The sequence below is a fragment of the Mucilaginibacter celer genome (genome assembly GCF_003576455.2).
GTDB classification, from domain to species: Bacteria; Bacteroidota; Bacteroidia; order Sphingobacteriales; family Sphingobacteriaceae; genus Mucilaginibacter; species Mucilaginibacter celer.
The window spans coordinates 2807932-2833252 of sequence record NZ_CP032869.1 but is presented as its reverse complement, the minus strand read 5'-3'; the positions used below and the strand labels follow the sequence as shown (position 1 = coordinate 2833252).

The 25321-nt window shown below is 42.8% G+C and carries 26 protein-coding genes; 10 read left to right on the top strand and 16 right to left on the bottom strand.

What is annotated here, in order from left to right:
• Positions 1 to 83: 83 nt before the first annotated feature.
• Genes HYN43_RS11175 through HYN43_RS11160 form a run of 4 tightly spaced genes read left to right on the top strand, consistent with a single transcriptional unit; the run spans position 84 to position 1754 of the window.
• Positions 84 to 464, top strand: coding sequence for a DoxX family membrane protein (locus HYN43_RS11175; protein ID WP_119409424.1), 381 nt, complete (start codon positions 84 to 86; stop codon positions 462 to 464).
• Between the two features lie 49 nt (positions 465 to 513).
• Positions 514 to 831, top strand: a complete 318-nt coding sequence (locus tag HYN43_RS11170; RefSeq protein WP_119409423.1) for an ArsR/SmtB family transcription factor — start codon at positions 514 to 516, stop codon at positions 829 to 831.
• Positions 832 to 834: 3 nt separating this feature from the next.
• Complete coding sequence (locus tag HYN43_RS11165) at positions 835 to 1338, top strand: SRPBCC family protein (protein WP_119409422.1); 504 nt, start codon at positions 835 to 837, stop codon at positions 1336 to 1338.
• 2 nt (positions 1339 to 1340) lie between these two features.
• The gene (locus HYN43_RS11160; RefSeq protein WP_119409421.1) at positions 1341 to 1754 is read left to right on the top strand and encodes an SRPBCC family protein; all 414 of its coding nucleotides are present in this window, start codon (positions 1341 to 1343) and stop codon (positions 1752 to 1754) included.
• A gap of 76 nt (positions 1755 to 1830) precedes the next feature.
• Here HYN43_RS11160 and HYN43_RS30960 read toward each other — a convergent pair whose 3' ends face one another.
• From HYN43_RS30960 to HYN43_RS11140, 3 genes are all read right to left on the bottom strand, one after another.
• Complete coding sequence (locus HYN43_RS30960) at positions 1831 to 2028, bottom strand: PIN domain-containing protein (RefSeq protein WP_483466616.1); 198 nt, start codon at positions 2026 to 2028, stop codon at positions 1831 to 1833.
• 247 nt (positions 2029 to 2275) lie between these two features.
• A complete protein-coding gene (locus HYN43_RS11145) occupies positions 2276 to 2503 on the bottom strand; it encodes a UPF0175 family protein (RefSeq protein WP_245447251.1) in 228 nt (75 codons plus the stop codon).
• Positions 2504 to 2569: 66 nt separating this feature from the next.
• A complete protein-coding gene (locus tag HYN43_RS11140; RefSeq protein WP_119409418.1) occupies positions 2570 to 3274 on the bottom strand; it encodes a DUF4241 domain-containing protein in 705 nt (234 codons plus the stop codon).
• Between the two features lie 113 nt (positions 3275 to 3387).
• On the opposite strand from HYN43_RS11140, the gene HYN43_RS11135 reads away from it, so the two are divergent.
• From HYN43_RS11135 to HYN43_RS11120, 4 genes are all read left to right on the top strand, one after another.
• Positions 3388 to 4119: an AAA family ATPase gene (locus HYN43_RS11135; RefSeq protein ID WP_119409417.1), complete on the top strand. Its 732-nt coding sequence runs from the start codon at positions 3388 to 3390 to the stop codon at positions 4117 to 4119.
• Between the two features lie 159 nt (positions 4120 to 4278).
• Positions 4279 to 5772, top strand: coding sequence for a tagaturonate reductase (locus tag HYN43_RS11130; RefSeq protein ID WP_119409416.1), 1494 nt, complete (start codon positions 4279 to 4281; stop codon positions 5770 to 5772).
• 207 nt (positions 5773 to 5979) lie between these two features.
• Positions 5980 to 6993, top strand: coding sequence for a zinc-binding alcohol dehydrogenase family protein (locus tag HYN43_RS11125; protein WP_119409415.1), 1014 nt, complete (start codon positions 5980 to 5982; stop codon positions 6991 to 6993).
• A 75-nt stretch (positions 6994 to 7068) separates the two neighbouring features.
• The gene (locus HYN43_RS11120; RefSeq protein ID WP_119409414.1) at positions 7069 to 8187 is read left to right on the top strand and encodes a sialidase family protein; all 1119 of its coding nucleotides are present in this window, start codon (positions 7069 to 7071) and stop codon (positions 8185 to 8187) included.
• A gap of 67 nt (positions 8188 to 8254) precedes the next feature.
• Here HYN43_RS11120 and HYN43_RS11115 read toward each other — a convergent pair whose 3' ends face one another.
• The gene (locus HYN43_RS11115; RefSeq protein ID WP_119409413.1) at positions 8255 to 8926 is read right to left on the bottom strand and encodes a hypothetical protein; all 672 of its coding nucleotides are present in this window, start codon (positions 8924 to 8926) and stop codon (positions 8255 to 8257) included.
• 612 nt (positions 8927 to 9538) lie between these two features.
• Between HYN43_RS11115 and HYN43_RS11105 the strand changes: the two genes are divergently transcribed.
• A complete protein-coding gene (locus tag HYN43_RS11105) occupies positions 9539 to 11680 on the top strand; it encodes a glycoside hydrolase family 31 protein (protein WP_119409411.1) in 2142 nt (713 codons plus the stop codon).
• Between the two features lie 257 nt (positions 11681 to 11937).
• Positions 11938 to 14118 carry a GH92 family glycosyl hydrolase gene (locus HYN43_RS11100; RefSeq protein WP_119409410.1) on the top strand — a complete coding sequence of 727 codons (2181 nt, stop codon included), beginning with the start codon at positions 11938 to 11940 and terminating at the stop codon, positions 14116 to 14118.
• A 105-nt stretch (positions 14119 to 14223) separates the two neighbouring features.
• Here the strand turns inward: HYN43_RS11100 and HYN43_RS11095 are convergent, their stop codons facing one another.
• The 12 genes from HYN43_RS11095 to HYN43_RS11040 all read right to left on the bottom strand — a co-directional run bounded on the left by HYN43_RS11095 (position 14224) and on the right by HYN43_RS11040 (position 25320).
• Complete coding sequence (locus HYN43_RS11095; RefSeq protein WP_119409409.1) at positions 14224 to 15333, bottom strand: alkene reductase; 1110 nt, start codon at positions 15331 to 15333, stop codon at positions 14224 to 14226.
• Between the two features lie 95 nt (positions 15334 to 15428).
• Positions 15429 to 16244 carry a DJ-1/PfpI/YhbO family deglycase/protease gene (locus tag HYN43_RS11090; protein ID WP_119409408.1) on the bottom strand — a complete coding sequence of 272 codons (816 nt, stop codon included), beginning with the start codon at positions 16242 to 16244 and terminating at the stop codon, positions 15429 to 15431.
• Positions 16245 to 16284: 40 nt separating this feature from the next.
• On the bottom strand, positions 16285 to 17064 hold the full coding sequence (locus tag HYN43_RS11085) for a putative quinol monooxygenase (RefSeq protein ID WP_119409407.1): 780 nt from the start codon (positions 17062 to 17064) through the stop codon (positions 16285 to 16287).
• 159 nt (positions 17065 to 17223) lie between these two features.
• Positions 17224 to 17442, bottom strand: a complete 219-nt coding sequence (locus HYN43_RS11080) for a 2TM domain-containing protein (RefSeq protein WP_119409406.1) — start codon at positions 17440 to 17442, stop codon at positions 17224 to 17226.
• A 44-nt stretch (positions 17443 to 17486) separates the two neighbouring features.
• Positions 17487 to 18074 carry an NAD(P)H-dependent oxidoreductase gene (locus HYN43_RS11075; protein ID WP_119409405.1) on the bottom strand — a complete coding sequence of 196 codons (588 nt, stop codon included), beginning with the start codon at positions 18072 to 18074 and terminating at the stop codon, positions 17487 to 17489.
• A 78-nt stretch (positions 18075 to 18152) separates the two neighbouring features.
• Positions 18153 to 18752 carry a Crp/Fnr family transcriptional regulator gene (locus tag HYN43_RS11070; RefSeq protein WP_205589919.1) on the bottom strand — a complete coding sequence of 200 codons (600 nt, stop codon included), beginning with the start codon at positions 18750 to 18752 and terminating at the stop codon, positions 18153 to 18155.
• A gap of 62 nt (positions 18753 to 18814) precedes the next feature.
• Positions 18815 to 19258, bottom strand: coding sequence for a GNAT family N-acetyltransferase (locus HYN43_RS11065; RefSeq protein WP_119409404.1), 444 nt, complete (start codon positions 19256 to 19258; stop codon positions 18815 to 18817).
• A 12-nt stretch (positions 19259 to 19270) separates the two neighbouring features.
• A complete protein-coding gene (locus HYN43_RS11060; protein ID WP_119409403.1) occupies positions 19271 to 20416 on the bottom strand; it encodes a glycosyltransferase in 1146 nt (381 codons plus the stop codon).
• 29 nt (positions 20417 to 20445) lie between these two features.
• The gene (locus HYN43_RS11055) at positions 20446 to 22779 is read right to left on the bottom strand and encodes a GumC family protein (protein ID WP_119409402.1); all 2334 of its coding nucleotides are present in this window, start codon (positions 22777 to 22779) and stop codon (positions 20446 to 20448) included.
• 7 nt (positions 22780 to 22786) lie between these two features.
• Entirely contained in the window at positions 22787 to 23581 is a 795-nt protein-coding gene (locus HYN43_RS11050; protein WP_245447249.1) for a polysaccharide biosynthesis/export family protein, read from the bottom strand.
• Between the two features lie 26 nt (positions 23582 to 23607).
• Positions 23608 to 24870 carry a glycosyl hydrolase family 28-related protein gene (locus HYN43_RS11045; RefSeq protein WP_119409401.1) on the bottom strand — a complete coding sequence of 421 codons (1263 nt, stop codon included), beginning with the start codon at positions 24868 to 24870 and terminating at the stop codon, positions 23608 to 23610.
• 45 nt (positions 24871 to 24915) lie between these two features.
• Positions 24916 to 25320 (bottom strand): hypothetical protein, encoded by a 405-nt coding sequence (locus tag HYN43_RS11040; protein ID WP_119409400.1) that lies wholly within the window; start codon positions 25318 to 25320, stop codon positions 24916 to 24918.
• Position 25321 lies beyond the last annotated feature (1 nt).

The following is a 25321-nucleotide window of genomic DNA, read 5'->3' as shown; positions in this document are numbered from 1 at the left end:
TTTTTGTACAAAACAGTTGCGAAACCGAACAGTTGCGCATATATTTGCAACCAGTTAGTTTCTTATTTAAAAAACCTTTAATCATGAAAAAAATAATACTGTTTGTTTTATGCCTGCTAACGGGCCTGATGTTTATCAACGCCGGTTTAAATAAATTTTTTAACTACATGCCCGTGCCAAAGGATATGCCTGCCGAAATGATGAAAGTATTTCAGGCTTACATGACCATAGGCTGGTTGATGCCTTTGGTTGGCGCTGCGGAGGTAGTTGGTGGTTTATTGCTGATTATTCCGGTAACAAGGGCATTGGGTGCAGTGATACTGGTGCCTATCTTAACAGGCATTTTGTTGGCCAATATCAGTACTTCGCCATCGGCTTTACCTATTTCGCTGATAATGGCGGCAGTTGTTGTTTGGGTAATTATTGATAACAGGGAAAAATACCTTCCGATGATCAGGAAGTAATTCAGTTTTTAAAAGCCTGATATGATTTAGGCGTGTAAATAAAGTATAAGTGAGAAGAGATATTTTCCAGGCCATTGCCGACCCGACCCGCAGAGCCATCATAGCCCTCATAGCCATACAGGCCATGACGCCGAATGCCATTGCCGAACATTTTGATACCACCAGGCAGGCCATTTCAAAGCACCTGAAGGTGTTAACCGAGTGCCAGTTGCTGAAACAGGAGCACCAGGGACGGGAGATTTATTACCAGTTGGAGATTGACAAAATGAAAGAGATAGATAAATGGCTGGAACAATTCCGCAAAATTTGGGAAACGCGTTTTTCGCAGCTCGATGATCTTTTATCAACCTTAAAAAAACAAAAATAGATAATGAAACACAATTTGCAGTTTGATTTTATTGCCGATAAACAAAAAAACACACTAACCATCAGGCGCGAGTTTTTGGCTGGCAGGCAACTGGTTTGGGATTGCTATACCCAAAGCGAATTGCTTGACCAGTGGTTTGCGCCTAAACCCTTTACCACCAAAACAAAATCGATGGATTTTAGTGAAGGCGGTCACTGGCATTACGCCATGGTTGACCCAAGCGGTACTGAGTATTGGGGCTATACCGAATATATAAAAATCGAGCCGATTGATTATTACACCACGCTGGATGCTTTCAGCAATGCCGAGGGTGAAATAAACCAGGATTTGCCCCGTGCCGAATGGCTGGTTAACTTTACCGATAAGGATGAAAACGCGTTGGTTGAAACTATTGTAACCTATAAATCGTTATCCGATTTGGAAACGGTTATCCAGATGGGTATGGAACAGGGCATGATGGCCACACTCGAAAAACTCGACGAACTTTTACTAACCTTAAATAAATAAAAATGAGCGACAAAATCACGGTTAACGCTACGGTAAACGCCGGTGTTAAAAAGGTATGGGATTATTACACCCAGCCAGAACATATTACCAAATGGAATTTTGCCGATCCGTCATGGCAGTGCCCCTCAGCATCAAACGATATGCGCGTGGGCGGAAAATACGCTGCACGCATGGAAGCTAAAGACGGCAGTTTCGGTTTTGATTTCGAGGCTACCTACGATGAAATTGTTGAGGGCGAAAAGTTTACCTACACCATGCCAAACGGTCGCCAGGCCAGCGTTGAGTTTAAAGAAAACGGCGATCAAACTGATGTTGCAGTTACTTTTGATCCGGAAAATCAAAACTCGCTTGAGATGCAGAAGAATGGCTGGCAGGCGATATTGAATAGTTTTAAGAGCTATACGGAAGCGAATTAAACGTAAATCTTAATAAATATTTGAATTAAAAAGCTAATCGGAAGATTGGCTTTTTATGTTTTAATTATCCATTTCCTTATTCGCCCGCGTCCTTAATAAATTGCTCAGCCAGTTGCTGTGATAATCTGAAATTAGTTTGCTGAATAAGTTCAATATATGGACGTAGCAGAGGAATAATACCGTTCTGCTTTGCATTTAATAAAACTCCTACAGTGCCCTTTATGGATAATCCCAGTTTTTTCGCAAGTTTTCGCGCGGCTAAGTCATCAACAATAATAAAATCGCAGGGAATTTAGGATGCTAAGGCTATAGCGCTTGCCTCACCTCGATCCACATATTGACTGTATTCTTTTTGTAATAACTAATTTGCTGGTTGAATAATAATCCAAACGGGCAATGGATATCCATATTCTTCCGCAATTTCCGGAGTGGTTAACACATGGGTGAACGAAAGATGCAATATATCAAGAGCGTTGATTTTCTTAAGTAGAATAAAGCAGCTGGTATCGGTAATAACAATTTTATTTTCCGGAGGATTGGTTAAAGTCATTTAGATCTGCTGTTGCGCTTGAGTCAAAATAATGCACACCATAATTAATCAGGATCTCAGCGAAATCCCATTTCTTCATCCCACACATTTCCGCGGCCTGTCCGAGGGTTAACTTACCCGATTCATATAGTTTGGCCGCAATTAAACGTACAGTTTCGTCATGATCGTTTTCAAGTTCTTCTGGAACCTGTAATGTCATCGTAGTCATAATTTAAAGATAAGAATTAATCGATATAACGACGATAAATGAATTATAATTATTGTACTACCACTCCCCAAACAACACCATAAAATCAATCACCAGCGAAACTATCTCTTCATCGTTCGTCGTTCCCCAATAAGCCGGATACATGCCATCACCATAACCCGAATGAAACATGGTTATATTTAAATCGGTACCGGGGAAGGTAAAATTTACCCAATCGCCAATATCGTTTGGATCATCTTGGTCGGCAGCGTTTTTCTTAAATTCGGCAGCAAAAAAATCATCGTAAATATTACTGTTGGGATTGTTTTTCTGAAAATCATCAAGAAACTTATCATACACGGCGGCAGTTTGGCTATCTAAAAAGCCGCCTAAACCTGCATCTACAGGAAAACCAAAATAGTCACCTTCGTTTTTTAGTTGTGACGTATCCTGGCCTTTGGTTAAAGCAAGCACCCACTTTTCGGCTCGCCCGGGTTTTATTTCTAAACAGGCTACGGCGTAGCGATCACCGGCATCGGGTGTTTTAGCTATGTAAATTGTTACCGGGTATTTGCCGGGAGCGACTGTTTTAGTAAAAGGCTGAGCATCAGAAAAAACTAAAGGGTCGCAAACTATAATTTGCCCGGTCGGTACATTCAACAAGCCAATATCCAATCTTTCAACCGGGATGCCGTCAATAACCGTATTATCAAACACCCGGTTATAATCAACCGGCGAATAAACTTCTTTTTCTTTTTTGAACAGATTGCTTAAAAATCCCATAACGTTGCTTTGCGCTAAATGTAGTTAATTGCTTTAAATTAAGGTAGCCCGCCTTGTTAACAAATAGCGCCCAAACCGGCTTAAAATTGTAAGTTTGTTCAAAACCTTTGCCTATGCCGTTTTTATCTCATATCTCCTTGCCGGCCTTATCCGGTAGTTACCTGCAAAATATCTCCAGCCTTAAAAATGGTTTACAACTGAGGCTAAGAAGCAATGTTACATTTTTTGTAGGCGAAAATGGTTCGGGCAAATCAACGCTGCTGGAAGGCATAGCTGAGCAATGCGGCTTTAGTTTGCGGGGCGGCAACCGCAATCATAACCTGAATACCGGGCACCTGTTTGAAGGTTACGAATCGCCACTGGCCAGACTGGTTCAATTGGGATGGACGCCCCGGCGCGTTAACAACGGCTTTTTTATGCGGGCCGAAAGTTTCTTTAATTTCGCCTCCTACATCGACGAACTGGCCATCGATAACCGCCGCATTTATGAAGCCTACGGGGGTAGGTCGCTCCATGAGCAATCGCACGGCGAATCTTTTTTGGCTTTATTTCAAAACCAGTTTGAGGCGGGTATTTATATCCTCGATGAGCCCGAGGCTGCTTTATCCCCGGCAAGGATTCTTGCTTTTATGTCGGTAATCCACCAGTTGGATCGCAGCGGGCGGGCACAGTTTATTATAGCAACGCATTCGCCAATGCTGATCTGCTATCCGGGGGCCGCTATTTACCAGTTTGAAGAGGGTGGCATCAGCGAAACTAATTATGAAAATACCGAACATTACGTTCTAACCAAATCATTCCTGGATAATCCGGCGTTGTATCTCCGGCATCTGTTGGATGAGTAAAATATGTTTCAAATCTTGACTTGCCCGCAAAATCCTCACACCCTTTAATTTTACATAACCGTTTTTGGGAACGTTTGCGTGGTTTTAGTTGCTTAAAAGTTTTTTTTTACGGCCTGTCGACTTTAATCTTGTTTACAGGAAGAAAAACATCGTCCAAATATGATATTATCACGATATAACCTCAGAAAAATTAATGTACCGGCAACAGAACTACCGCCGCCGGATGTATTCGATCTGCCCGAGAAAGTGTTACAGTTTGGCACCGGCGTACTGCTGCGCGGTTTACCCGATTATTTTATTGATAAAGCCAACCGCCAGGGTATTTTTAACGGAAGGGTGGCGGTAATAAAATCGACAGACAAAGGATCGACCACCGATTTTGATATGCAGGATGGCTTATACACCATCTATTCAAAAGGAATTGAAAACGGTGAGGAGGTAAGCGAACGGGTAATCTGCTCGGCTATCAGCAGGGTATTATCTGCCAACAGCGAGTGGGAAGAGATACTGGCAATAGCCCGGAGCAAAAACCTGCAGATAATCATTTCAAACACTACCGAGGTAGGCATCCAACTGGTAAAGGAAGATATGGGCAAACACCCGCCAGCATCGTTCCCGGCTAAGTTACTGGCCATTTTATATGAGCGTTACCTGGCGTTTAACGGGCGGGAGGATACCGGCCTGGTAATTATCCCTACAGAACTGATAATTGATAATGGTAAAAAATTGGAGGCTATTGTGCTTGAACTGGCTCACCTCAATAAACTGGAGCCCGCCTTTATGGATTGGCTGGAAAGCGGCAACAATTTTTGCAATTCGCTGGTAGACAGGATTGTACCGGGCAGGCCTGATGAAGCCCTAAGCAACGTTTTGGAAACAGAAAGAGGCTATACCGATAATCTTAGCATTATGTCTGAAACTTATAGCCTTTGGGCCATTGAGGGCGACGACAGCATCGCTGAGGTGTTAAGTTTTGTACAGGCTGATAAAGGCGTTGTAATTACCCCCGATATTGAGTTGTTCAGGGAGTTGAAACTACGCCTGCTTAACGGTACGCATACATTAAGTTGCGCTGTTGCTTATCTATCTGGTTTTAAAACGGTTAAGGAGGCGTTGGATTATGAGGAGTTTACACGTTTTATAACAAAATTGGTGTTCACCGAAATTGTACCTTCTATCCCATACAAAATTGATGAAGCTGTTGCCGCCGATTTTGCGGATAAAGTACTGGATAGGTTTCGTAACCCAAATATCAGGCATGAGTGGCTCAGCATCTCTGTACAGTATACCACCAAAATTAAAATGCGGGTGATTCCGCTGTTGTTAAATTATTATAAAAACAATAACAGTGTGCCGCAAGCCATGGCACTTGGCTTTGCTGCGTTTATACGTTTTATGCAGATTGCCGAAGCGGCCGGTGGTAAATACACCGGCAACCTGAACGGCGAGGCTTATACCGTAACCGACGACCACGCATCATATTTTGGCAAAACCTGGGCAGGCGCTAATGAAACTACCGCAATAAATGCCATCCTCAAAAACAAAGATCTGTGGGATGCCGATTTAACTACGCTTAATGGCTTTACCGAAGCAGTGAGTGAAAAGTTCAAGTCTATCACTGAGCAAGGAAAGCCACAGTTAAGCGGCCTTTAAAATTTAGATATCGTAAATAAAAAAAATGAACGTTTACCCCGCTTGCAAATCGGTGCCTTTTTGTAATGCCGAAACCATTGGGCAAACAGGTTAACATATTTTAATTATGTAATTAAGTACCCGGCGGTGATATTTAAAAAAAGCGGTAACACATAGGGCGGATAATTTTGTTCTGCGAAAGAGGGGTTTACTTATAAATTTGAACCGATGAAGATACTAACCTGTACAACTCCCGGAGAGTTAAACTACGGCACAGCCGATATGCCTGCGCTAAAGCCGGGCAAAGCTTTACTAAAAATAAAACGCATTGGTATTTGCGGCACAGATTTGCATGCTTTTGAAGGCACACAACCATTTTTTAGCTACCCCCGCATATTAGGCCACGAGCTGGCTGCAGAGCTGGCTGATCCTGGCATGGCCGAAGGATTCACTATAAATGAAGCGGTAACTTTTATCCCATACTTTAATTGTGAGCACTGCATAGCCTGCCGCTCCGGTAAACCAAATTGCTGCGTAAATATCCAGGTTTGCGGTGTACATACCGATGGCGGTATGGCCGAATACCTGCAGGTTCCGGCCCGTTTACTGGTTCATGGCGAGGGTTTGAGCTTTGATGAACTGGCGCTTGTTGAGCCGCTTGCCATCGGCGCACACGGTGTACGCCGTGCTGATGTAAAACCCGGCGAATTTGTACTGGTGATAGGTGCAGGCCCGATAGGACTTGGCATTATGGAGTTTGCCCGCATTGCCGGTGCAAAGGTAATAGCAGCGGATGTAAACCCGCAACGCCTTGCTTTTTGCAGTGATAATTTAAAGGTTGATTACACCATCAATGTAAAAAATGAGGATGTAATTGAACGGTTAAAGGAAATCACCAATGGCGACATGCCAACGGTAATCATAGATGCTACCGGTAATCAAAAAGCTATTAACGGCGCGTTTTTATACCTGGCCCATGGCGGCAGGTACGTGCTGGTAGGTTTGCAGCGCGACGAACTGATTGTAAGCCATCCCGAGTTTCATAAACGCGAAAGCACACTGATGAGCAGCCGCAATGCCACCCGCGGGGACTTTGAACACGTGATCAATTCGATGAAAAAAGGGTTGGTTGATCCCCAAACTTACATAACCCACCGCGTAAAGTTTGATGAGGTGAAAGATAATTTTGAAAGCTGGCTAAACCCGGCAAACGGCGTAATTAAAGCGATGGTTGAGGTATAGCGATGTAATTGTATTAGCCTAAGCCGCCAATGCTGCCAAAAAATCAAATTAAATAACAAATTGTAAAAATAAACAATGGCAAAGAAAGGATTATTCATGGCACTTCACTCTCTGCTTTTTAGCGGTGAGCCGGTTGCTCAGCATAATCCACGGCGCAAAGGGCTCATTAAAGACGAATTTATTTACGATAAGGCCCCGTACCCGGAATGTCATGCTGCAACCATCGCCGAAACACCCACCGGGCTTGTGGCCTCATGGTTTGGCGGCACTAAAGAACGATACACTGACGTATGTATCTGGGTGAGCCGACTTGTTAATGGCAAATGGACAGAGGGGGTAAACGTAGCAAACGGCATGCGGAACAACACCTTACGTTGCGCTTGTTGGAACCCCGTATTGTACCAGGTACCTGAAGGCGAATTGCAACTTTATTATAAAATTGGCCCCGATCCCTCAAAATGGAAAGGTTTTGTTAAAACATCCGCTGATGGCGGGATTAGTTGGTCTGTACAGAAAGCATTACCTAACGGCTTTTTAGGGCCAATTAAAAACAAACCCGTATTACTTGAAAACGGAACGCTGCTGAGCCCCGTAAGCACCGAGGCCAAAACATGGAAGGTTCATTTTGAAGCCAGTAACAATTTTGGTGAAACCTGGGCTATGATTGGTCCCGTTGGTGATGATGGAAAGAACTTAAGGGCTATTCAGCCATGTATTTTAACTTATAAAGACGGTAGTTTGCAGGCGCTTTGCCGTAGCCAAAACCGGGCTGTATTGACTACATCGTCACACGATGGTGGTAAAACATGGTCGCCTTTGCAGAAAACGTCTCTTCCTAATAATGATTCTTGTATCGATGCGGTGACGTTGAAAGATGGACGGCAATTACTGGTTTACAATCACGTATTACCACGTGGAAATTTAACCAGGGGCGCACGCACACCTCTTAACATGGCTGTTTCTGCAGATGGTGTTAACTGGTATGCTGCTTTGATTTTGGAAAATTCACCCGAAGGAGAGTACTCATATCCGTCTGTAATTCAGTCGGCCGATGGTATGGTTCATGTAGTTTACACCTGGCGCAGGCAAAAAATAAAATATGTGGTGATCGACCCCTCGAAACTGGAGTTGAAAGAAATAATAGATGGCATTTGGCCTAAGGCGGGTGATGATGTATCCGGTCGGAATAAGTGATCTTTAGAATGAACGTATCCGCTTATTATTTGTACCGGCAACTTTGCAGGTTGCCGGTACTGTTGTATTATTTGGTTTTGTTATAACCTAAAAGCAAGCCCTTATAAATTTGAAGCTGCTTTTTTAGCGCTGCTCTTTGCATGGGGGTAATATTTACAACTTTATAATACTTATCGCCGTCGTACCTGGCTTGTGCTTTTTTTGCGTTGGCAATATCGGCCAGCATGGCTATATCAGTGCCGTAAACTTCGTCATCACACCATTCCCAAATGCCACCATCGCCGTTATCTGTTTTAAAGTCAGGTGTGTAAGTGTAGTTTTCGCCATCGGCGTTAAAAGTAACTTTTTTAATAAACAGCCAGTCGTCGGCAGCGTATTGTATTGAAAACCGGAGCGAAAAATCGCTGCCGTTTTGGGCAATATATGCATAGATGCCGTTGTAATTTACATATTGTGGCGATGACTTATCATGAATGTATGTATTGCCCGAAAATTTGTCGTATTTTTTTCTTGCTTTAGCGTATAGTTTTTTAAAAGTTGGGGCATCAATATCTATTGAAGCTAATTGTTTTAACACCGCAGAATTTGCCGGATTATCACCCGTAGCCGTGCTGTCTTTTTTCAAATCGTTGCTTTGTGCCGATGTGCCGGTATCGGTTTTTGTAGTGTCTTTTTTCAACGAATCGAGATATGACGCACTATCAGTAACAGATTCATGCTGGCTTGCAGCAATTATCATAATGATAAATGTTATAACTAAAATTAAACACCCCACGAGCACGGGATTGGATTTTCCGCTTTTTTTAACGGGTGTATGTGGACCGGTTCTAAAATCCGTAATTGGGTTTTGATTGCTCGTATTACTTCTGGCTCGAAATTGGGCAGGATCCAGTTGGCTGCCGTCCTCCCGATAAAAGCTTCTGCAATACGGACAATGTAATATAGTGTTGCTTTTAACCTCTAATCCGGCTCCGCAATTAATACACTTTTCTAAAGGGTTACTGTTCATTTAATTAAGCCTTGAACGTTTTGTGACGGGTAAAGTATTGAAAATGAGTTTTTGGGCTAATGACCAAGCCATGGCCTTTAATGATAAGGCCGCCCGTTTGCTTTAATGAAAAGGGCAATTGGAGCATTAATATTGTGATAAAGTTAACGTACGGGCAAATATTGGATATTTTTTTGAAAATCCGCATTGTAAAAAAGTGTTTTGTATTGTTGATGCTATTGCACAGATTTATTTTAGTAGCAGGTTTTATTATACTAACTGCGGGGCTAAAAAAGTGAGCTGATAATCTGGATTTTTGCTGTTCTCTGTTAACTTTGACAACCTTAACATGGGTTATTAAGCATGAGAAAATTCTTTATCTGTACTACTGCGCTATTCGTACTTTTTCAACTTACTGTTTTATGTGCTTTTGGACAAGTAACGCAGCTTGCACCGGGTGTGCAAAAAATAGCCCTCGGCACGGCAGACAGGTTTACCCCATACAGCTTTTGTAACGAATTACCTATGAGCGAAGCGTTAAACCAACTTGGGCCCGGCAAACTTCCTTTTAATGTTAATGATGTTAAAATTAACATTAACAGCAGGGGAGTGGTTGTAGAAGTGCCTTTGGATGATACCGAACAGTTGTATGGTTTTGGGATGCAAATAGGTTCGTTTAATCAGCGTGGTTTAAAGAAACGCCCTATTGTTAATGATAACCCCTTAAACGATCTGGGATATACGCACGGGCCGGCATCCTTTTATGTTTCAAACAAGGGGTATGGTATTTTAATCAACACTTCGCGGTATGCAACCTTTTACTGCGGCAATACAGCAAAACTGAATAATAACCGGAGGGATGTTAAGGAGAGTAATGGCGGAAACTCGGTTGAGGAGTTGTATAAAAGCGATAATAAAGCTTCGGGTTACGTAACGGTTGATATCCCGGGTGCCAAAGGGATAGAAGTGTTTATTTTTGAAGGGCCCGATCTGAAAACCGTCATGCAGCGGTATAACCTGTTTTCGGGCGGCGGCGCGCTACCTGCCATTTGGGGGCTTGGCGTAAAATATCGGGTTAAAGCCGATTTTAACCAGTACCAGGTAAATAAAATGGCCGCTTATTTTCGTGATAATCATATCCCCTGCGATGTATTAGGTTTGGAGCCCCGCTGGCAAACGGCTTCGTATTCGTGCTCATACGTGTGGAATAACAGTTTTTTTCCAACGCCCGATCTGTTTGTCGACACGATGAAAAACAAAGGCTTTCATATTAATTTGTGGGAACATGCCTTTGTGTCTCCTAAATCGCCTTTATATCAACCTTTAAAAAATAAGGCAGGCAATTACCTGGTATGGAACGGACTTGTTCCGGATTTTGCTGATACTGCCGCCGCCAATATTTTTGCCGATTATCACCGGCAGACATTTGTAAAGCAAGGTATATCAGGTTTCAAAATGGACGAGTGCGATAACTCAAACATCGCTTTCGGCAGCGCTACCTGGAGCTTTCCGGAACTCAGCCAGTTCCCTTCAGGTATCGATGGCGAACAAATGCACCAGCTCTTTGGCCTCTTGTATCAAAAAACTATCTACGGCATCTACAAAAAGCTTAATCAGCGCACTTACCTTGATGTGCGTGCTTCCAATGCTTTTGCCTCATCATATCCTGCCGCGTTATATAGTGATACTTACCTGCATGAGGAATATATCCGCATGATCCTTAATTCGGGTTTTGCGGGTATGATCTGGTCGCCGGAGGTGCGCGAATCTAATACCATTAAAGATTTTATGCGCCGCAGTCAAACCGCCGTGCTTTCGGCTCAAACGTTGTATAATTCCTGGTATTTGCAGAATCCACCATGGCTGCAAATCAACAAAGAAAAAAATAACAAAGACGAACTGATGGAGAATGCAAAACAGGTAGAAACCGACATCCGCAAGCTGCTAAACTTCAGGATGAGCCTGATCCCATATCTTTATAATGCCTTTGCCGATTATCATTTTAAAGGTATCCCGCCTTTCAGAGCTTTGGTAATGGATTATCCGCAGGATAAAAACACTTTTAACCTATCCGACGAATACATGATAGGCGAATCCGTCCTGGCAGCGCCATTAACCGAAAAAATGGACGAACGCAAAGTTTATTTGCCCGAAGGTACCTGGTATGATTACAATACCAGGCAGAAATACGAAGGCGGTAAATACTACACCATTAAACCTGATTTGAACCAGTTACCCATTTTTATCAAAAGCGGCACTATTTTACCGCTGGCAAAACCGGTAGAATATGTAAGCCCCGATACCAAATTTGAAATTACCTGTTATGTTTATGGCCGGGCTAACAAAGCCACTTTATTTGAAGATGACGGAGTGACGTTTAATTATGAGAAGGGAGCGTATAACAGCGTGAACTTGTTGTGGGAAAAAAATAAGGGTACTGTTAAGCGTGCGGGCAATTTTAAAAAGAGCCGGTATGTTATAAAAAACTGGGAGATTATTAATTAACCCGGATGTGAAATAAGGGAAATCTGTTCTGATAATTAAACGATGGCATTCCCCTTAACTCTATGCGCCTCATCGAATTTCGTTAAAAAAAACGGGTTTTATAATTCCGGGTTCACCGGATATACAGCGAGGCGGTATACCTGTCGCTTTAACATTAAATATTAAAAAAAATGAATGTAAGGTCAATAAATATGCATAATTTGCATTTTTCCTAAATCAATTTAGCAGGTAATTTGCAACGCTAATAAAACCTATCAATGAACAAGCCAATTAAAATCCTGATCAGTTTGACTTTATTTGTTTTTTTTGTAACCAGCTTTGCCTGCGCGCAAATAAAGCCGGTGTACACCCCATACGTTAACACCTTTATAGGCACCGCGCCGCTTAATGATCCTAAAATACTGGGCTACGCATTGCCGAAAGGCTGGCGCTCGTGGGCCGGGCTTACCTTTCCGGGAAGCTCGTTGCCAAATGCGATGGTGCAGTTAAGCCCGATGACGGCCTATGGCTCGGGGGCAGGTTATCAGTATGAGGATTCGGTAATTTATGGTTTTACGCATACCAACAAAGGGCATTGGAACCTGTGTAATATTCCCATCCTGCCGGTTTCCGATCCTCGTGAATTAAGGGTACAAAATCCGCAGGGAAGTAAATTCGGCTCCAAATTTTCTCATAAAAATGAAAGTTCGGCGCCGGGATTTTACCAGGTTTATCTTGATGATTATCAGGTAAATGTTCGTCTTACTTCAACTTTGCGCTGCGGATATCATCAATATCAATTTAAAAATAATACCAACAGGCAAATACTCTTTGATTTAGGAAAAGCTAACAGCCGGGTTTCAACCTGGCGCATTGAACAGGCCGGGCCGAATGCTGTACAAGGCTTTCAGGGAGGAGAGAACGTTTATTTTTATGCAACCATCAACACAAAAATCAACAAACTCGAAAAAACTGATGAGGGGCAACGAAGCGGTTACGCAATGCTATACCTAACTGACGGCGGTACGGCTCCGGTTGAAATTAAGATAGGTCTTTCGTTTGTGAGCGAAAAGAACGCGAAGGAAAATCTTGAGAAAGAAATAGGAGATAAGAACTTTGATGCTATCCGCAATGAGGCTACGCAAAAATGGGAGCAACTGCTTTCAAACATAAAGGTAAAAGGTGGCACCGAAAAGCAGAAGCGTATGCTTTATTCCTGCCTGTACCGCTCGTTTTTATGGCCTGCCTTGCGTAGCGATGTAAACGGTGAGTTTACCGATGCCAAAAGAAATGTGGTTAAAACCGGCTTCAGGTATTATACCGAGCCCTCGTTATGGGATACCTACCGCAATAAGGATGTGCTGCTGGGTTTAATAAGCCCGGACGTTACGCTTGATGTGATCAAATCGCTTAAAGATGTTGGTGATAAAACAGGGTTTATCCCAACGTTTTTTCATGGCGATCACGGTGCTTCATCGATAGCGGGAGCTTACCTGAGGGGCATCGACCAGTTTGATATTGAAGGGACCTATAAAATATTATTACGTAATGCTAATGTAGAAGGCGGTGCCCGTCCTTACGTCAGCGAGTATATTAAAAAAGGATATATTTCTGATCCGGATATAGCCAAACCCGAAGTGGAAACGAAGGCTAAAGCAGGTGTTTCGAAAACGCTCGAGTATTCGTACGATGATTACTCAGTTGCGCAGATAGCTAAAAAGCTGGGCGATACAGCCAATTACCGTATTTTGATGGCCCGTTCAAAAAACTATAAAAACATGTTCGATCCATCTACCCGCTTTATGCGCGGCCGGTTGGAAAACGGCGATTGGATCAAAAATTTCAACCCGCAATACCCGTATTATGAGTATATGTACCGCGAAGCCAACGCATGGCAGGTATCTTTTTTTGCGCCTCATGATATGCCCGGGTTAATTCAGCTTTATGGCGGCGCAAAGGGTTTTGAATCAAAACTTGATTCGCTATTTACCCTGCCCTGGAATCCTAATTATATAGCCCGTAATGTGGAAACCATGATAGGCCAGTATTGCCAGGGAAACCAGCCGGATCACGAGGCGCCGTTCGCCTATATCTTCATCAATAAGCCCGCAAAATCTCAAAAGATGATCGATTATATTTTGAATAACCTGTACGGCATTGGTGATGAGGGCCTGGAACTGAGCGGTATGGACGATGCAGGCGAAATGTCGTCATGGTATGTGTTCAGTGCTTTGGGTTTGTATCCCTTCTCCGCCACCGATCCGAAATATATTGTTACTGCGCCATTGTTTGATGAGGTAAAATGGACAACAAGCAACGGCAAAACTTTAACCATCAGCAAACCGGGCAAGGGCAGGGGAGTTACCACCATAAAAGTTAACGGGAAAGTAAATGATGGTTATTTTGTATCGCATGATCTGTTTAAAAATGGTGGAGTGATAAACATTGCCACCAAATAAGTCGGCAGCTCTAAATCCAAACAAAAACCCGTAAGCACATTTCACTTACGGGTTTTTGATTAATGGAGGGGTAAGAACATACTGCTGTTATCCGCAAGCTTCAAATTAAACCAATTCGGGCTGCCGGTAAGTTTCCCAATCGGTGTAGCCATGGTTACCTAAACCGTAATGAAGGCTTCGATCAGGAGGAGTAAGCGGCCAGTTGTTTTGTAAGCGTTCCACCAAATCGGGGTTGGAGATAAAGGGTTCGCCAAAACCGGCAATATCGATGGTACCGGCATTGATCAGCCTTTCAGATTTTTCCCTGTCCATACTACCCGCAAGTATGATCACGCCTTTATACCAAGTACGAAAGCGCTCCAAAAAGCCTTCAGGTAAGGCGTGGCTGCCTTTTGATTGTTGGTCCATCAGGTGGATGTAAACCAGGTTTCTTTTGGCCAGTTCGGTAGCAAGATATTGATAAGTAGCTTCTATTTCATCATAGTGCGGTAAATCGCCCAGTCCGCCGTAAGGTGTAAGCCTGATCCCTACTTTATTGTTACCTACTGCTGCAATAGTGGCATCAACGGCTTCCAATAAAAACCTCGATCTGTTTTCAATGCTGCCACCGTATTCGTCGGTGCGGTTATTTACAAATGGATTTAAAAACTGCTCAATTAAATAGCCGTTAGCTCCATGCAGTTCCACGCCGTCAAAACCTGCTTCCATGGCGTTTACAGCAGCATTGGCATAATCTTTTATTACCTGTTTAACCTCAGCAGTAGCAAGGGCTCTTGGTTTTGATGAAATAACAGGGCCTTCTTTTCCGCTTTCGTCATAACCCCAGGCGTACGAATTAACCGCCTGAATGTCTGACGGGCCTACCGGTGCAACGCCTCCAGGTTGATTTGAGGTATGTGATACCCTGCCCACATGCCATAGCTGGGTATAGATAATGCTGCCCTGCTTATGCACCGCGCCGGTTACTTTTTTCCATCCTTCAACCTGTTCCTGTGTATATAATCCGGGGATATACAGAACGCCTTTGGCTGTATTTGAAATTGCTGTGCCTTCGGTAATAATCAACCCGGCACCTGCACGTTGACTGTAATATAACCCATTATCATCGTTCGGAATCCCGTTGGCATTTCTTGCCCTTGTCATTGGGGCCATCGAAATGCGGTTTTTCAGTTGTAACGAACCGACATTTGCCGGTTCAAAAATATTGATATTCATTGTCTTAAAATCTGTTTGTGTTTTTAACTGCCGGGAGTAAGCAGTCTTACTCCCGGTTTTAATTATCTCCCCTAAAATCGGGACGATAGATTCTTTTATTTTTTAATCAGCCAGGCCTCTACGGCTCTTGAAAAATCGGCCACATCAATAGGATGCCTGCTGGTTACCAGGTTGCCATCGGTTACAACAGGTTGCTCCAATACGATGCCGCCCGCGTTTTTCAAATCTGTCTGGATGTTCCAGTAACCAGTTAATTTCCGACCTTTCAAGATATCAGCCGAGGCTAATACTACAGGGGCGTGACAAATAGCGGCTATCAGTTTACCCGCTTTGTTAAAATCCTGGATAAAATGGATCACATCTTTATCATACCTCAGGTTATCAGGGTTCCATGCTCCGCCGGGAATAAATACCGCGTCGTAATCGCTTACCTTAATCTGGTCGGCAGTACGGTCCACTTTTACCCAGCCTACAGGTTGCAGATACTGGATAGCCATAATGTGGGTTGCCGCCATTTCGGGAGCAGCCAGGCCGTAGCGGGCGGGGGCAGGATTGTATTTTGGAGAAACTATATCAACCTGTGCACCCAATTCCCTGAAATACCATACCGGGCCTAATAATTCAATCTCTTCAAAGCCATCGGCAGCCAGCACGGCTATTTTTTTGCCTTTTAAAGCAGTTTTATCTTTTACAGGTGTGAAAAAGAATGCTCTGAGCGCTTCGTTTCCGGGGGCGTTAAGCAATTGCGATACGGGCATATTAACTACTACTGATGGTGACGTTAATTGGTTCAAAACCTCTAATTCGTGCGATTTAACTTCGCCGGCCTGTACTTTAACCTGCGCATTGGCGCTGAACACAGTAAGTATGCCTACGATACCTGCTGCTATAATTTGATTTATTGTTTTCATTTTTTTAAGAATTTATGTGTGTTAAGTATTTGAATATTTATTAATTATCGCCTGAAGCTGTAAATGCGATAAGCCTATGAATACCTTTTTGAAAAGGCTGTTGTTTGATACTTGTATTCAGATAATCAATAACCGGCTGTATCGGCTTAAAATTGAGGTGATATTGAAATGCGTCTTCGTTCCTGAATTTTTCGTAGGTTACAAACTGTGTGCTGTCATCTTCAAACTGCGAAAGCTGGTAGTTGATAACGCCGGGCTCGCTGCGGAACTGTGGCATGGCTGTGTGGTAAACCCGTTTAAAATCGTCGTCTGTTCCCGCTTTGCTATCTACAAAAAGCATAATGGTAATAGGGGTATCGGTTTTATTTGCTGCGGTACGCCATTGCTGTTTAGATATCGGCTCCAGATCTTTTACATAAATCACCTTAGCCGGTTGGATCAGCGCTTTTGCCGATAGCGATTGGATTACTTTAAAGTTTTCACTTTTTTCTATCCTGTTCAATAGTGTTTGTGAATCCCATCTTTCAATAATCCACAGTACATCCGGCTTTTCCTGCTCATAAAAAGCTTCCGATAGGATGTTCCCTTTTTGCTTAAGCGAAAAATTAACATAGTTGCTTATCGCTTTGCGGAAAGCTTTTTGATGTTCAGGCTTAACTTCGTACCTGGTTAATTTAACCTTTGGGTTTTCATTAACTATTTGATCCTGAACAGGCGCTGGTTTAGCTAAATTTTGTGCTCTTAAACCCAGGCTGCACAATAATGCTGTGATTAAAAATCCTGCTTTTACTTTTGTTATTATTTGTGTTTTGGCTTTCATTGCCTTTTATTTTTAATTTGTTAATTGATGGTTTCAGATCGAGATAACCGCCTGTTTATATAAGCAAACCTACTATCAAACAGGGCCCCGGCCGTAGGAGGAAAGTCACTAAAAAAGTGTGACGAGGATCACAGCCGGGGTGGGTGGTTCTAAACGCATTTAGTTTTGCTTTTTGAAAATATAAACCCCGAGGTAGTGAAACAATACCCCTATTGCCCATGCCGGTGTACTCCATAGTGGCCATGGATATGATCTGTCTGTCAAGTACCAGATAAACCATATTGCCGGTGTAACCAGTGCAAAAACAAGTAAGTGAATACGGAATGCTTTTTTAGGGTTGATAGGGGTAAGTGTGCCCCCGTTGATATACTGTGTCATAATTTTTTGATTTTAATGGTGTGTTGTATTGTTTTGATATTCAATTATTTAAGAAGTTTTCCAAGCTGCTCGGCTTTTTGTAGCCATTTGCTGCGCAGCTTGTCGGTTGATTTTCTGATAAAACCGAAGGTGGTAAACCGGATAGGATCGAACCCCACGTAGCCAAACACAATATCTTTCAAAATTTGATATTGAGATGCACGGTAGATGAGGTAAAACCATAGCTTCGGGGTATCCATGGTTACCAGCAAACGCAGGCTTTTCCCTTTTAGAAGCTTTTCGGGAAAGATTTTGCCTGAATGGTTTTTAAACGCGAAACCAGGTAGAAAAATCCTGTCGATAAAACCTTTGGTGATAGCGGGCATAAAGCCCCACCAGTTGGGATAAGCCAAAACCACGTGATCGGCCCATTGAATAAGTTGTTGGGATGTAACGAGGTCTTCTTCAAGTTGCATCGCTTCGCCGGTTTTGTAGCCATCGGCAAGGTTTACATTGAAGTTTAACCGGGATATATAAATTATTTTGCAGGTTGCTCCGGCACTTTCGGCTCCGGCACTATATGCATTGAGCAATGCATTACAAAATGAATTTTCGGATGGGTGGCCGAGTATCAGTAATATGTTCTTTTTCATTGCAGTACGTTTTAATTTGATACTGCAAATTTGCTAAGGAAACGGAGGGCGTACCTGACGCAAATGCGTCAAAAAAAACTATTTACGGGCCAGGTGCTGGCGGATGCGGGTAAGTGTCTGGCGTTCGATGCCGAGGAAACTGCAAAGATGGGAAAGCGAGATGCGGTTGAACAGGGTAGGGCGATGCTTAATAAAATCAAGATAACGCTCTTCGGCGGTTTGAAAGATGAAGCTTTCTATGCGGGCCTGCTGCCGCTTCAAAATCTCTTCGGCTATCAACCTGCCGTATCTTTCAAAAGTGGGCGACTGCCGATAGATCCATTGCAGATCATCAAACGAAAGGCAAATAAATGTTGTAGGCTCCAGGCACTGTATTGAATATTTGCTGGGCTGCCTGGCAATAAAGGCCGGGTAGTGCGTAGCGTAATCTCCTTCCGAATAAAAGCCTACAGTAATTTCATTACCCTCCGGATCGACAAAGGACGAACGGAGCAGCCCTTTCACCACAAAACCCAAATGTTTTTGAACTTTGCCCGATTCAAGAAACAATTCTTTCTTATTCAGAACTTTAAAACTGAACTTTGATGCAAATAATGCCAACTCATCATCAGTAATACCGGGGCAAAATGCCTTTACCGATTTTAAGTATACCTCTGCTTCTGGTTGTATTTCGGGCATGATTTATTGCAGCCTTTTGATGGGCTGGCCTTTCATGCACTAATATATTCAAAAAACAACGGTTATGTGTTTAACTGCTTAAACATAAACACGTATTGATCGGCAAGAGTATAACCGGCCATTTCGTAAAAATCGTACACCGGGAGGTATTTGTTGGTCATTAAAACCAATAGTTCAATCTGGTTGCTGTTGGCATACTCTTCGCAAAATTGCAGAAGTTTTTTGCCGTAACCTTTTTTTTGATGTGCCGGTGAAACAAATAATTCATCAATCATTAACTGCTTGTTGGTCCACCAGGTTTTTTTATGTCCTAAAATGGCACCGGCGGGTTGGTTTTCATCGTAAATCATAAAACCTACAAAATCCCGGTGATCAATTAACTCGCCTAAATATTGATGTGCTTTTTCGGGCGTCCACCGGCAATTCCAGGGTGGGGCGTTGTAGGCCTCTATCAGGATTGCGGCACAATGCGTTAGTTGGTTTTCGGTTATAGCGATAATTTCCATTACTGTATATTTTTATAAGCCAGGCACAGCCTGGTCTAAAACCATCTCTTCAGCATAAATGGCCGAAAATTGTTTGCGCAACACCTCTTCGTCATAAACCTCTTCATAAAATTTAGCCCCCGCATTGGTAAGCTCTTCATGGTAGCCATTTTCCAGTTTTTTTATCTTTTGCATCAAGACCGCAGGGGAATCATTACTGAAACTGATGCTGGTTACATTATCAATAATCAATTGCTTAAAAAACGGGATATCTGATACCAAAGTTGGCACCCTGAAATAATAAGGAATGGATAATATGCCCGATTGTGTGCCCGAGATGTACGGAAAAACAGCACAAAATGCATTGGTAAATAGCTGCCTGATCTCTTCATCATCAATATACCGGTTAATGAAGATTACATTATGTTCCTTTGTTAAGTCTCTTTCAAAATAGATATGGCCCTTGCCGGCAATAACCAGCGGAGGTTTCGGTGTGCCGGTTGAATTAATATAGGCGTTGTACAGGATATCAACCCCTTTGTACTGTTCAATCTGCCCAAAAAATAAAATGTAGTTATTAATACCCGCCAGTTCGGGTACAGCTTTATTGCCGGCTTTAATAACATCGGTAACCAGTGTAGGAAAGTTATGGTAGTAAATGTTTTGACGGGTGAAGTTTTTCTTCATCCAATCGTATTGATATCTGCTGCTGGTAACCAGGTTATCTGTGTTTTTTATTAAATATTTAACCCGTTTATAAACAAGTACATTGCGCAACAACTTGCTGAATATATTTTTATAAACCTTTTCATGAAAAAACAGATCGTGAACAGTGTAGTACACTTTGGCAAGCTTTTTTAACTGGCTTAAATGAAGGGCGAGCGATGCATCTTCGGTTAGCAGGTGGATCACATCAATTTTGTTGGTTTTACAAACCCGGATTATCTCCTTTAATAGTTGCGCAGGATAAATATGTTGAAGCAGCCCTTTAACCTTACTTTCCGGAAAATCAAGAAACAGGTAATTATTTCCGTTAGGTATAAGGGCTTTGCGGTAATCACATTTGCCGGTACACACAAATATGCCATACGTATCCTCAGCGCGCATGGCGTTAACTATGGTAGCGGCAAAGGGTAATAACCCGGCATAAAACTCTGAGCAAACAAATAACTTCTTCATTTAATACAAATGGTAACAGCAAATAATAATCAGGCCGATAGCTCGCCGGGTATGGATGTTGCCTGGTAGTATGCGTTATCATACTCGTATCCGTAACCAAATTTTTTAACATCAACCCCGTTAAATACAATTTGCATGTTTGGCAGCTTGTTTTCTTTAAGCAGGGTTTTGATAAAGGCAAGCTCGCTTTTGGGTGTTACGCCCTGCCGTACCACATATAAAGTAACATCACTGATGCGCGAAATGATATAAGCATCGGCAACAAGATGTGCCGGAGGACTATCGATGATAATATCGCTGTAGCTGTTTTTAAGATCGGCTATCAACTCATTAAGCTTTCCGTTTTCCAGCAATTCGGTAGGGTTTGAAACAGCCGATCCGCTGCTGATAATATCCAAAGATGCGTTAACGCCGGATGGCTGGATAATTTTTGCCAACGTGGCATTTCCACGTAGGTAATCTGAAATGCCCGCCTGCTTTTTCGAAAGCTTAAAAATATCTTTAATTGCCGATCGCCTCAGGTCCAGCTCAAGTATTACGGTTTTTCGGCCGGTATTGGCAAAAATATTGCCGAGGTTGCCTGCCACAAAGCTTTTTCCCTCGCTCGAGATACTGGACGTAATCAAGGTTACATTTGCTTTTTTGCCTTCTCCGTGCAAATCGTACAATTGCGTTCTCAGGCTTCTTAGCTGTTCTATAATCAGGCCATGTTGGGTAAGGCCTGGTTTGGGAGAAGCTGCAATTTCGCCTAAAACAGGCATTTCTGTAACGTTTTCCACTTCGGCCGGGTCCAGTACCACGCCTTTTAGCAGCTGTGCAAGGTAAATTCCTATAGCGGGCAGTATAACGCCCAAAACCAAAGCAGCCAGGTAAATAATTTTGTTATTAGGCCATTTTGATGGCAGACTATGAGCTGCATCAAGCACTTTATGGTTTGATACCGTAGTGGCGTAACTCAGGGACACTTCCTCGCGTTTTTGCAGCAGGTATACATACAGGTTTTCTTTGATAGATTGCTGCCTTTTTATGCTGATGAATTTCTGCTCCTGGCCCGGCAGGTGCGCTATCGACGATTCGGACGATGAGCTTTGGGCCTGCAATTTGCTTTGTGCATTTAGCAGGGAAGCTTTTATGTTTTTAACATTATCCTTTATTGCCGCCTTGGTGGTTTTAATCTGCGCATTGATCTCTTCAAAATCGGGATTGGTTTCGGGAGTGGTAGCCGCAAGCTGATCCCGCTGTAATTGCAGCTGCGAAAGTTTCTCAACCGAACTTACCAGCGACGGATCATTAATGCCTATAACAGCCGGAGCCTTGTCGGCCGTATGCGGCGAGTTAACAAAACCTTCAATACCGTTTATTACACTCAACTGAACATTGATCTCGCTTAAACGGCTATCATTATTCTGCAGCTTCTCCAATTCAAATTTAGCATCGGAGGTGATATCTGTAAGCCGGTTGCTGCTTTTAAAATCAGAAATATTTTTTTCAACGCCGGATAATTCGCCGGTGAGCGATGCCAGACGCTGATCGATGAAGTTGATGGTATTTTGGGTCTCCTTGTTTTTATCAGCTATTTCATCATCATTATACACTTTAATCAGCTGATTGATGATGTCTTTGCCCTTTTGCTTATCTGTTGTGTTAAACGACAGGTCGACAGCGGTGGCAAGCTTATCTTCCAGGCTGGCATCTATGTTTTTCTGGTAGTATTCGGTTAGCTTATCGGCATCAAGCAATGATACCCGTATGGCCTGCCCCGCAAATGAGGCTGCGTTTACCGCAGGAATAACTTTCCAGGTGCCCCAGTCGGTGTGCATCACATCATTAAACGAGTACTGTTTGTTATCGCCATCTGTTTGCAGCAGGAACGATTTGCTGTCTTTTATTTGGATAAATACCTTCGCTTTAAGGTTAGCATCAGCATTGTGCTTTATAAACAGAATTTTAAAGGGACGCGAAGCATACAGATCCTTATAGCCTATGCCTTTCTTTTGTTCGTAACTTACATCCAGTTGTAAATCATTAATTACCTGGTTAATTAATTTGGCCGATTTTAATTTGGCTATCTCATTCTCAACCGCATCGGCCGATTTGGGAAGATCGATCTTATCCAGTACAGATTGATTGGCATCGGGTTTATCAGCATCCTTCGGCGTATTTACCAGCAGGGTAGCTTTTACCTGGTAAACCGGGTCGGCCAGTTGGGTATAGGCAAAAGCAATAACAAGCATTAAAACTATAGTTGCTGCAATAAGGGGCCAGTTATACAGGTACTTGGCAAAAAGCGATTTTAAACTAACTGATGAGTTTTTTTCCTTTTCGGTAGCAAAGGTTAAAAACTGTGAGGGATTTGTACTCATTAAACTACTAATTACGTGTTAATACTATTGCAATTACCGATAGGGCCGAGATTACGATACCCAAAACCGGCAAGCCATTGGCCGTGAGTTTTGAGCGGCCCGGCGTTACATATATTTCATCGTTATTTTTTAAATAGAAGTAAGGCGATTGAAACAGATTTTTTGAAGTAAGATCGAGCGGAATGTATTTGCGCTCGCCATCTTCGGTTCTGATCAGCAGCACTTTTTTACGTAAGCCGGTTATATTTAAATCGCCGGCCATGGTTAGGGCCTGGGTAACGGTTGGGTGCTCGTCGGTAATGGTGTAGGCGTTGGGGCGGGCAACGTCGCCGTAAACATATACTTTAAAGTTTACTATCCGGATGTTGATTACCGGGTCTTTTAAATAAGTAAGCAAGGTTTTGCCCATACTTTCTGTTAGCTGTTGGGTAGTTAAACCGGCTGCTTTAATGTCGCCGGCCAGGGGCAGGTGGATATTACCGCTGTCGTCAACCCGGTAGCCGATAACCGGGTTATCGGGCGAAGTGTTATAGGCATTGCCGTTTACCCTTGCCAGATTATAATTAAAAACCGCTGCCGATTCGGGATTGCGACTTGTGATGTTAATTCCCAAAATATCGCCGGTATGGATGATGTAATTGGTGTTGTTGGTTATTTTTTCGGTTACAATGCCGCTTTTATCCAGATCTTTATAATAAGGCACGTTTTTGTACGATTGACAGGAGGATAAGGCACAAATTATAATTAGCAGGGCCAGAAAGGTTTTTTCTATCTTATAAGTTACCATTGATGTTTTTTTCAAGTGATGTTTTGAATTAAAAATTTGCATTATTTTTTGGTGATATTGGAGCTAATTGCCCCTTCCGAATCGATCAGCATTACACCACCTAAATTGCGGCCCTTAAGAATATTATGCCGGGCAGCTACTTTTTTGTATTTATAAAACACTATCCCGTTACCCGGAATAGCCGATTTTATATAATTACTATCGATAACAATATCCCTGAGCCCGGTTGTACTGCGGGCATCCGAAACGTTTATTGCCGGTGTACTAACATGAAGTACCCCTTTAAGGTTTTCAAAAGTGTTAATTATTGTATTCCCAATAATTCTAACATCCAGATGGCCGAAGCAGTCTATCTGTCCCTGGTAAATTTTATTGTTGTAAATGCGGTGATGCCCGCTCAGCGAGTCGGCGGTGCCGTTGTTGTAGCCATTGTAAAAATAGCCTATGGTTACCGCGCGGCGGTACCTAATAACCCGGCCGCGTTCAACCGGGCCAAAACCCTTCCTAAAATCAAACAGGTTGTTGTAAACTGCTACATTGGTAACCGTTTCGTTGGCGCCATGCCGTTCAATATCAACACCGCCAACCAGGTAACCATTGCCATGCACCCAATTGTTATAAAACGAAGCCCCGTTTACACAGCAAAACATAGTGCCTTCGCGATAAATATTAAAAAATTCGCTGTCATGAACCTGAACATTTAAAACTATCCGGGCATTAAGTTCAGGCTCAAACGTATCGCCAAAAAGTAAGCCATCGCCTCTGAAACTTTGAAACTTGCAGTTTTTAACTTCGATATTTTTGCCGTTGTTAATGCTGAGTGCATGGCAAAACTGGTATTCGGGATCAAACAGCTGTTTGCCCAGGTTACCATCAAAATCAATTCCCTGTACGGTTAGGTTGTTAACCGAGGGTTCTTCGCGCCAATCCTGGTAAAAGATTGAGTTTGGATTTTTGCGGCCTCCCGATAGGATAATATGTGTTTTATCCGGCCCGTCGCCCTTAAAACTTATACCATTGGCCAGCTTGATGATACCCGGTTTGGTGCCGGCATCAGCAATTAAATATTTGCCTGCCGGAAAGTATACCGTAGCAAGGTTGTTTTGGCGGGCAAATTCGATGGCGTTTTTGATAGCCTGGGTATCATTGGCAATGCCATCGCCCTTAGCCCCATGATCTTTAATGTTCACCATATCATGATTGCCTTTAACAGCATAAGCAGCGTTTGAATTAAACGCTGCCCGGGCTGTTGTTGCAAATGGTAATTGAAGCATCATAATATGGATGAGCAGTATGTAAATCATATCTGGCAAAGGACGATTGATATTTATAGAGGCGGTGGCTGCTTATCAGTCCTTAACTGTATAACTGAAACTTGCCGTACTGCCCGAGCCGCTGGTGTTGGTAACTATCGGATCGAGATATTGCCCCTTGTATAAAGCCGAAGCTGTGATTACCCCACCGGCACTTTGAATGTTTACTGTTATTTTATGACCGACAACCGGTGTAAAACCATAATCAAAAGGAGTGGTTTGATCGGCATTTTCGGTATTGTAAGGCGTTACACCATCATCGCCGTACTCAACTATAACCAGTTTAAAGGTTGATGTTGAGCTGGCCTTTACCCGGAATACCCTGTTATGGGCATCATAATTTGGATCATTGTTGCCAGGAGCAACATCAGAGTTTGCAAGTTTTTTGCACGATGAAAATGCAACCATGGCTGCAAGCAGGATTAAAGAGAAGTATTTCATA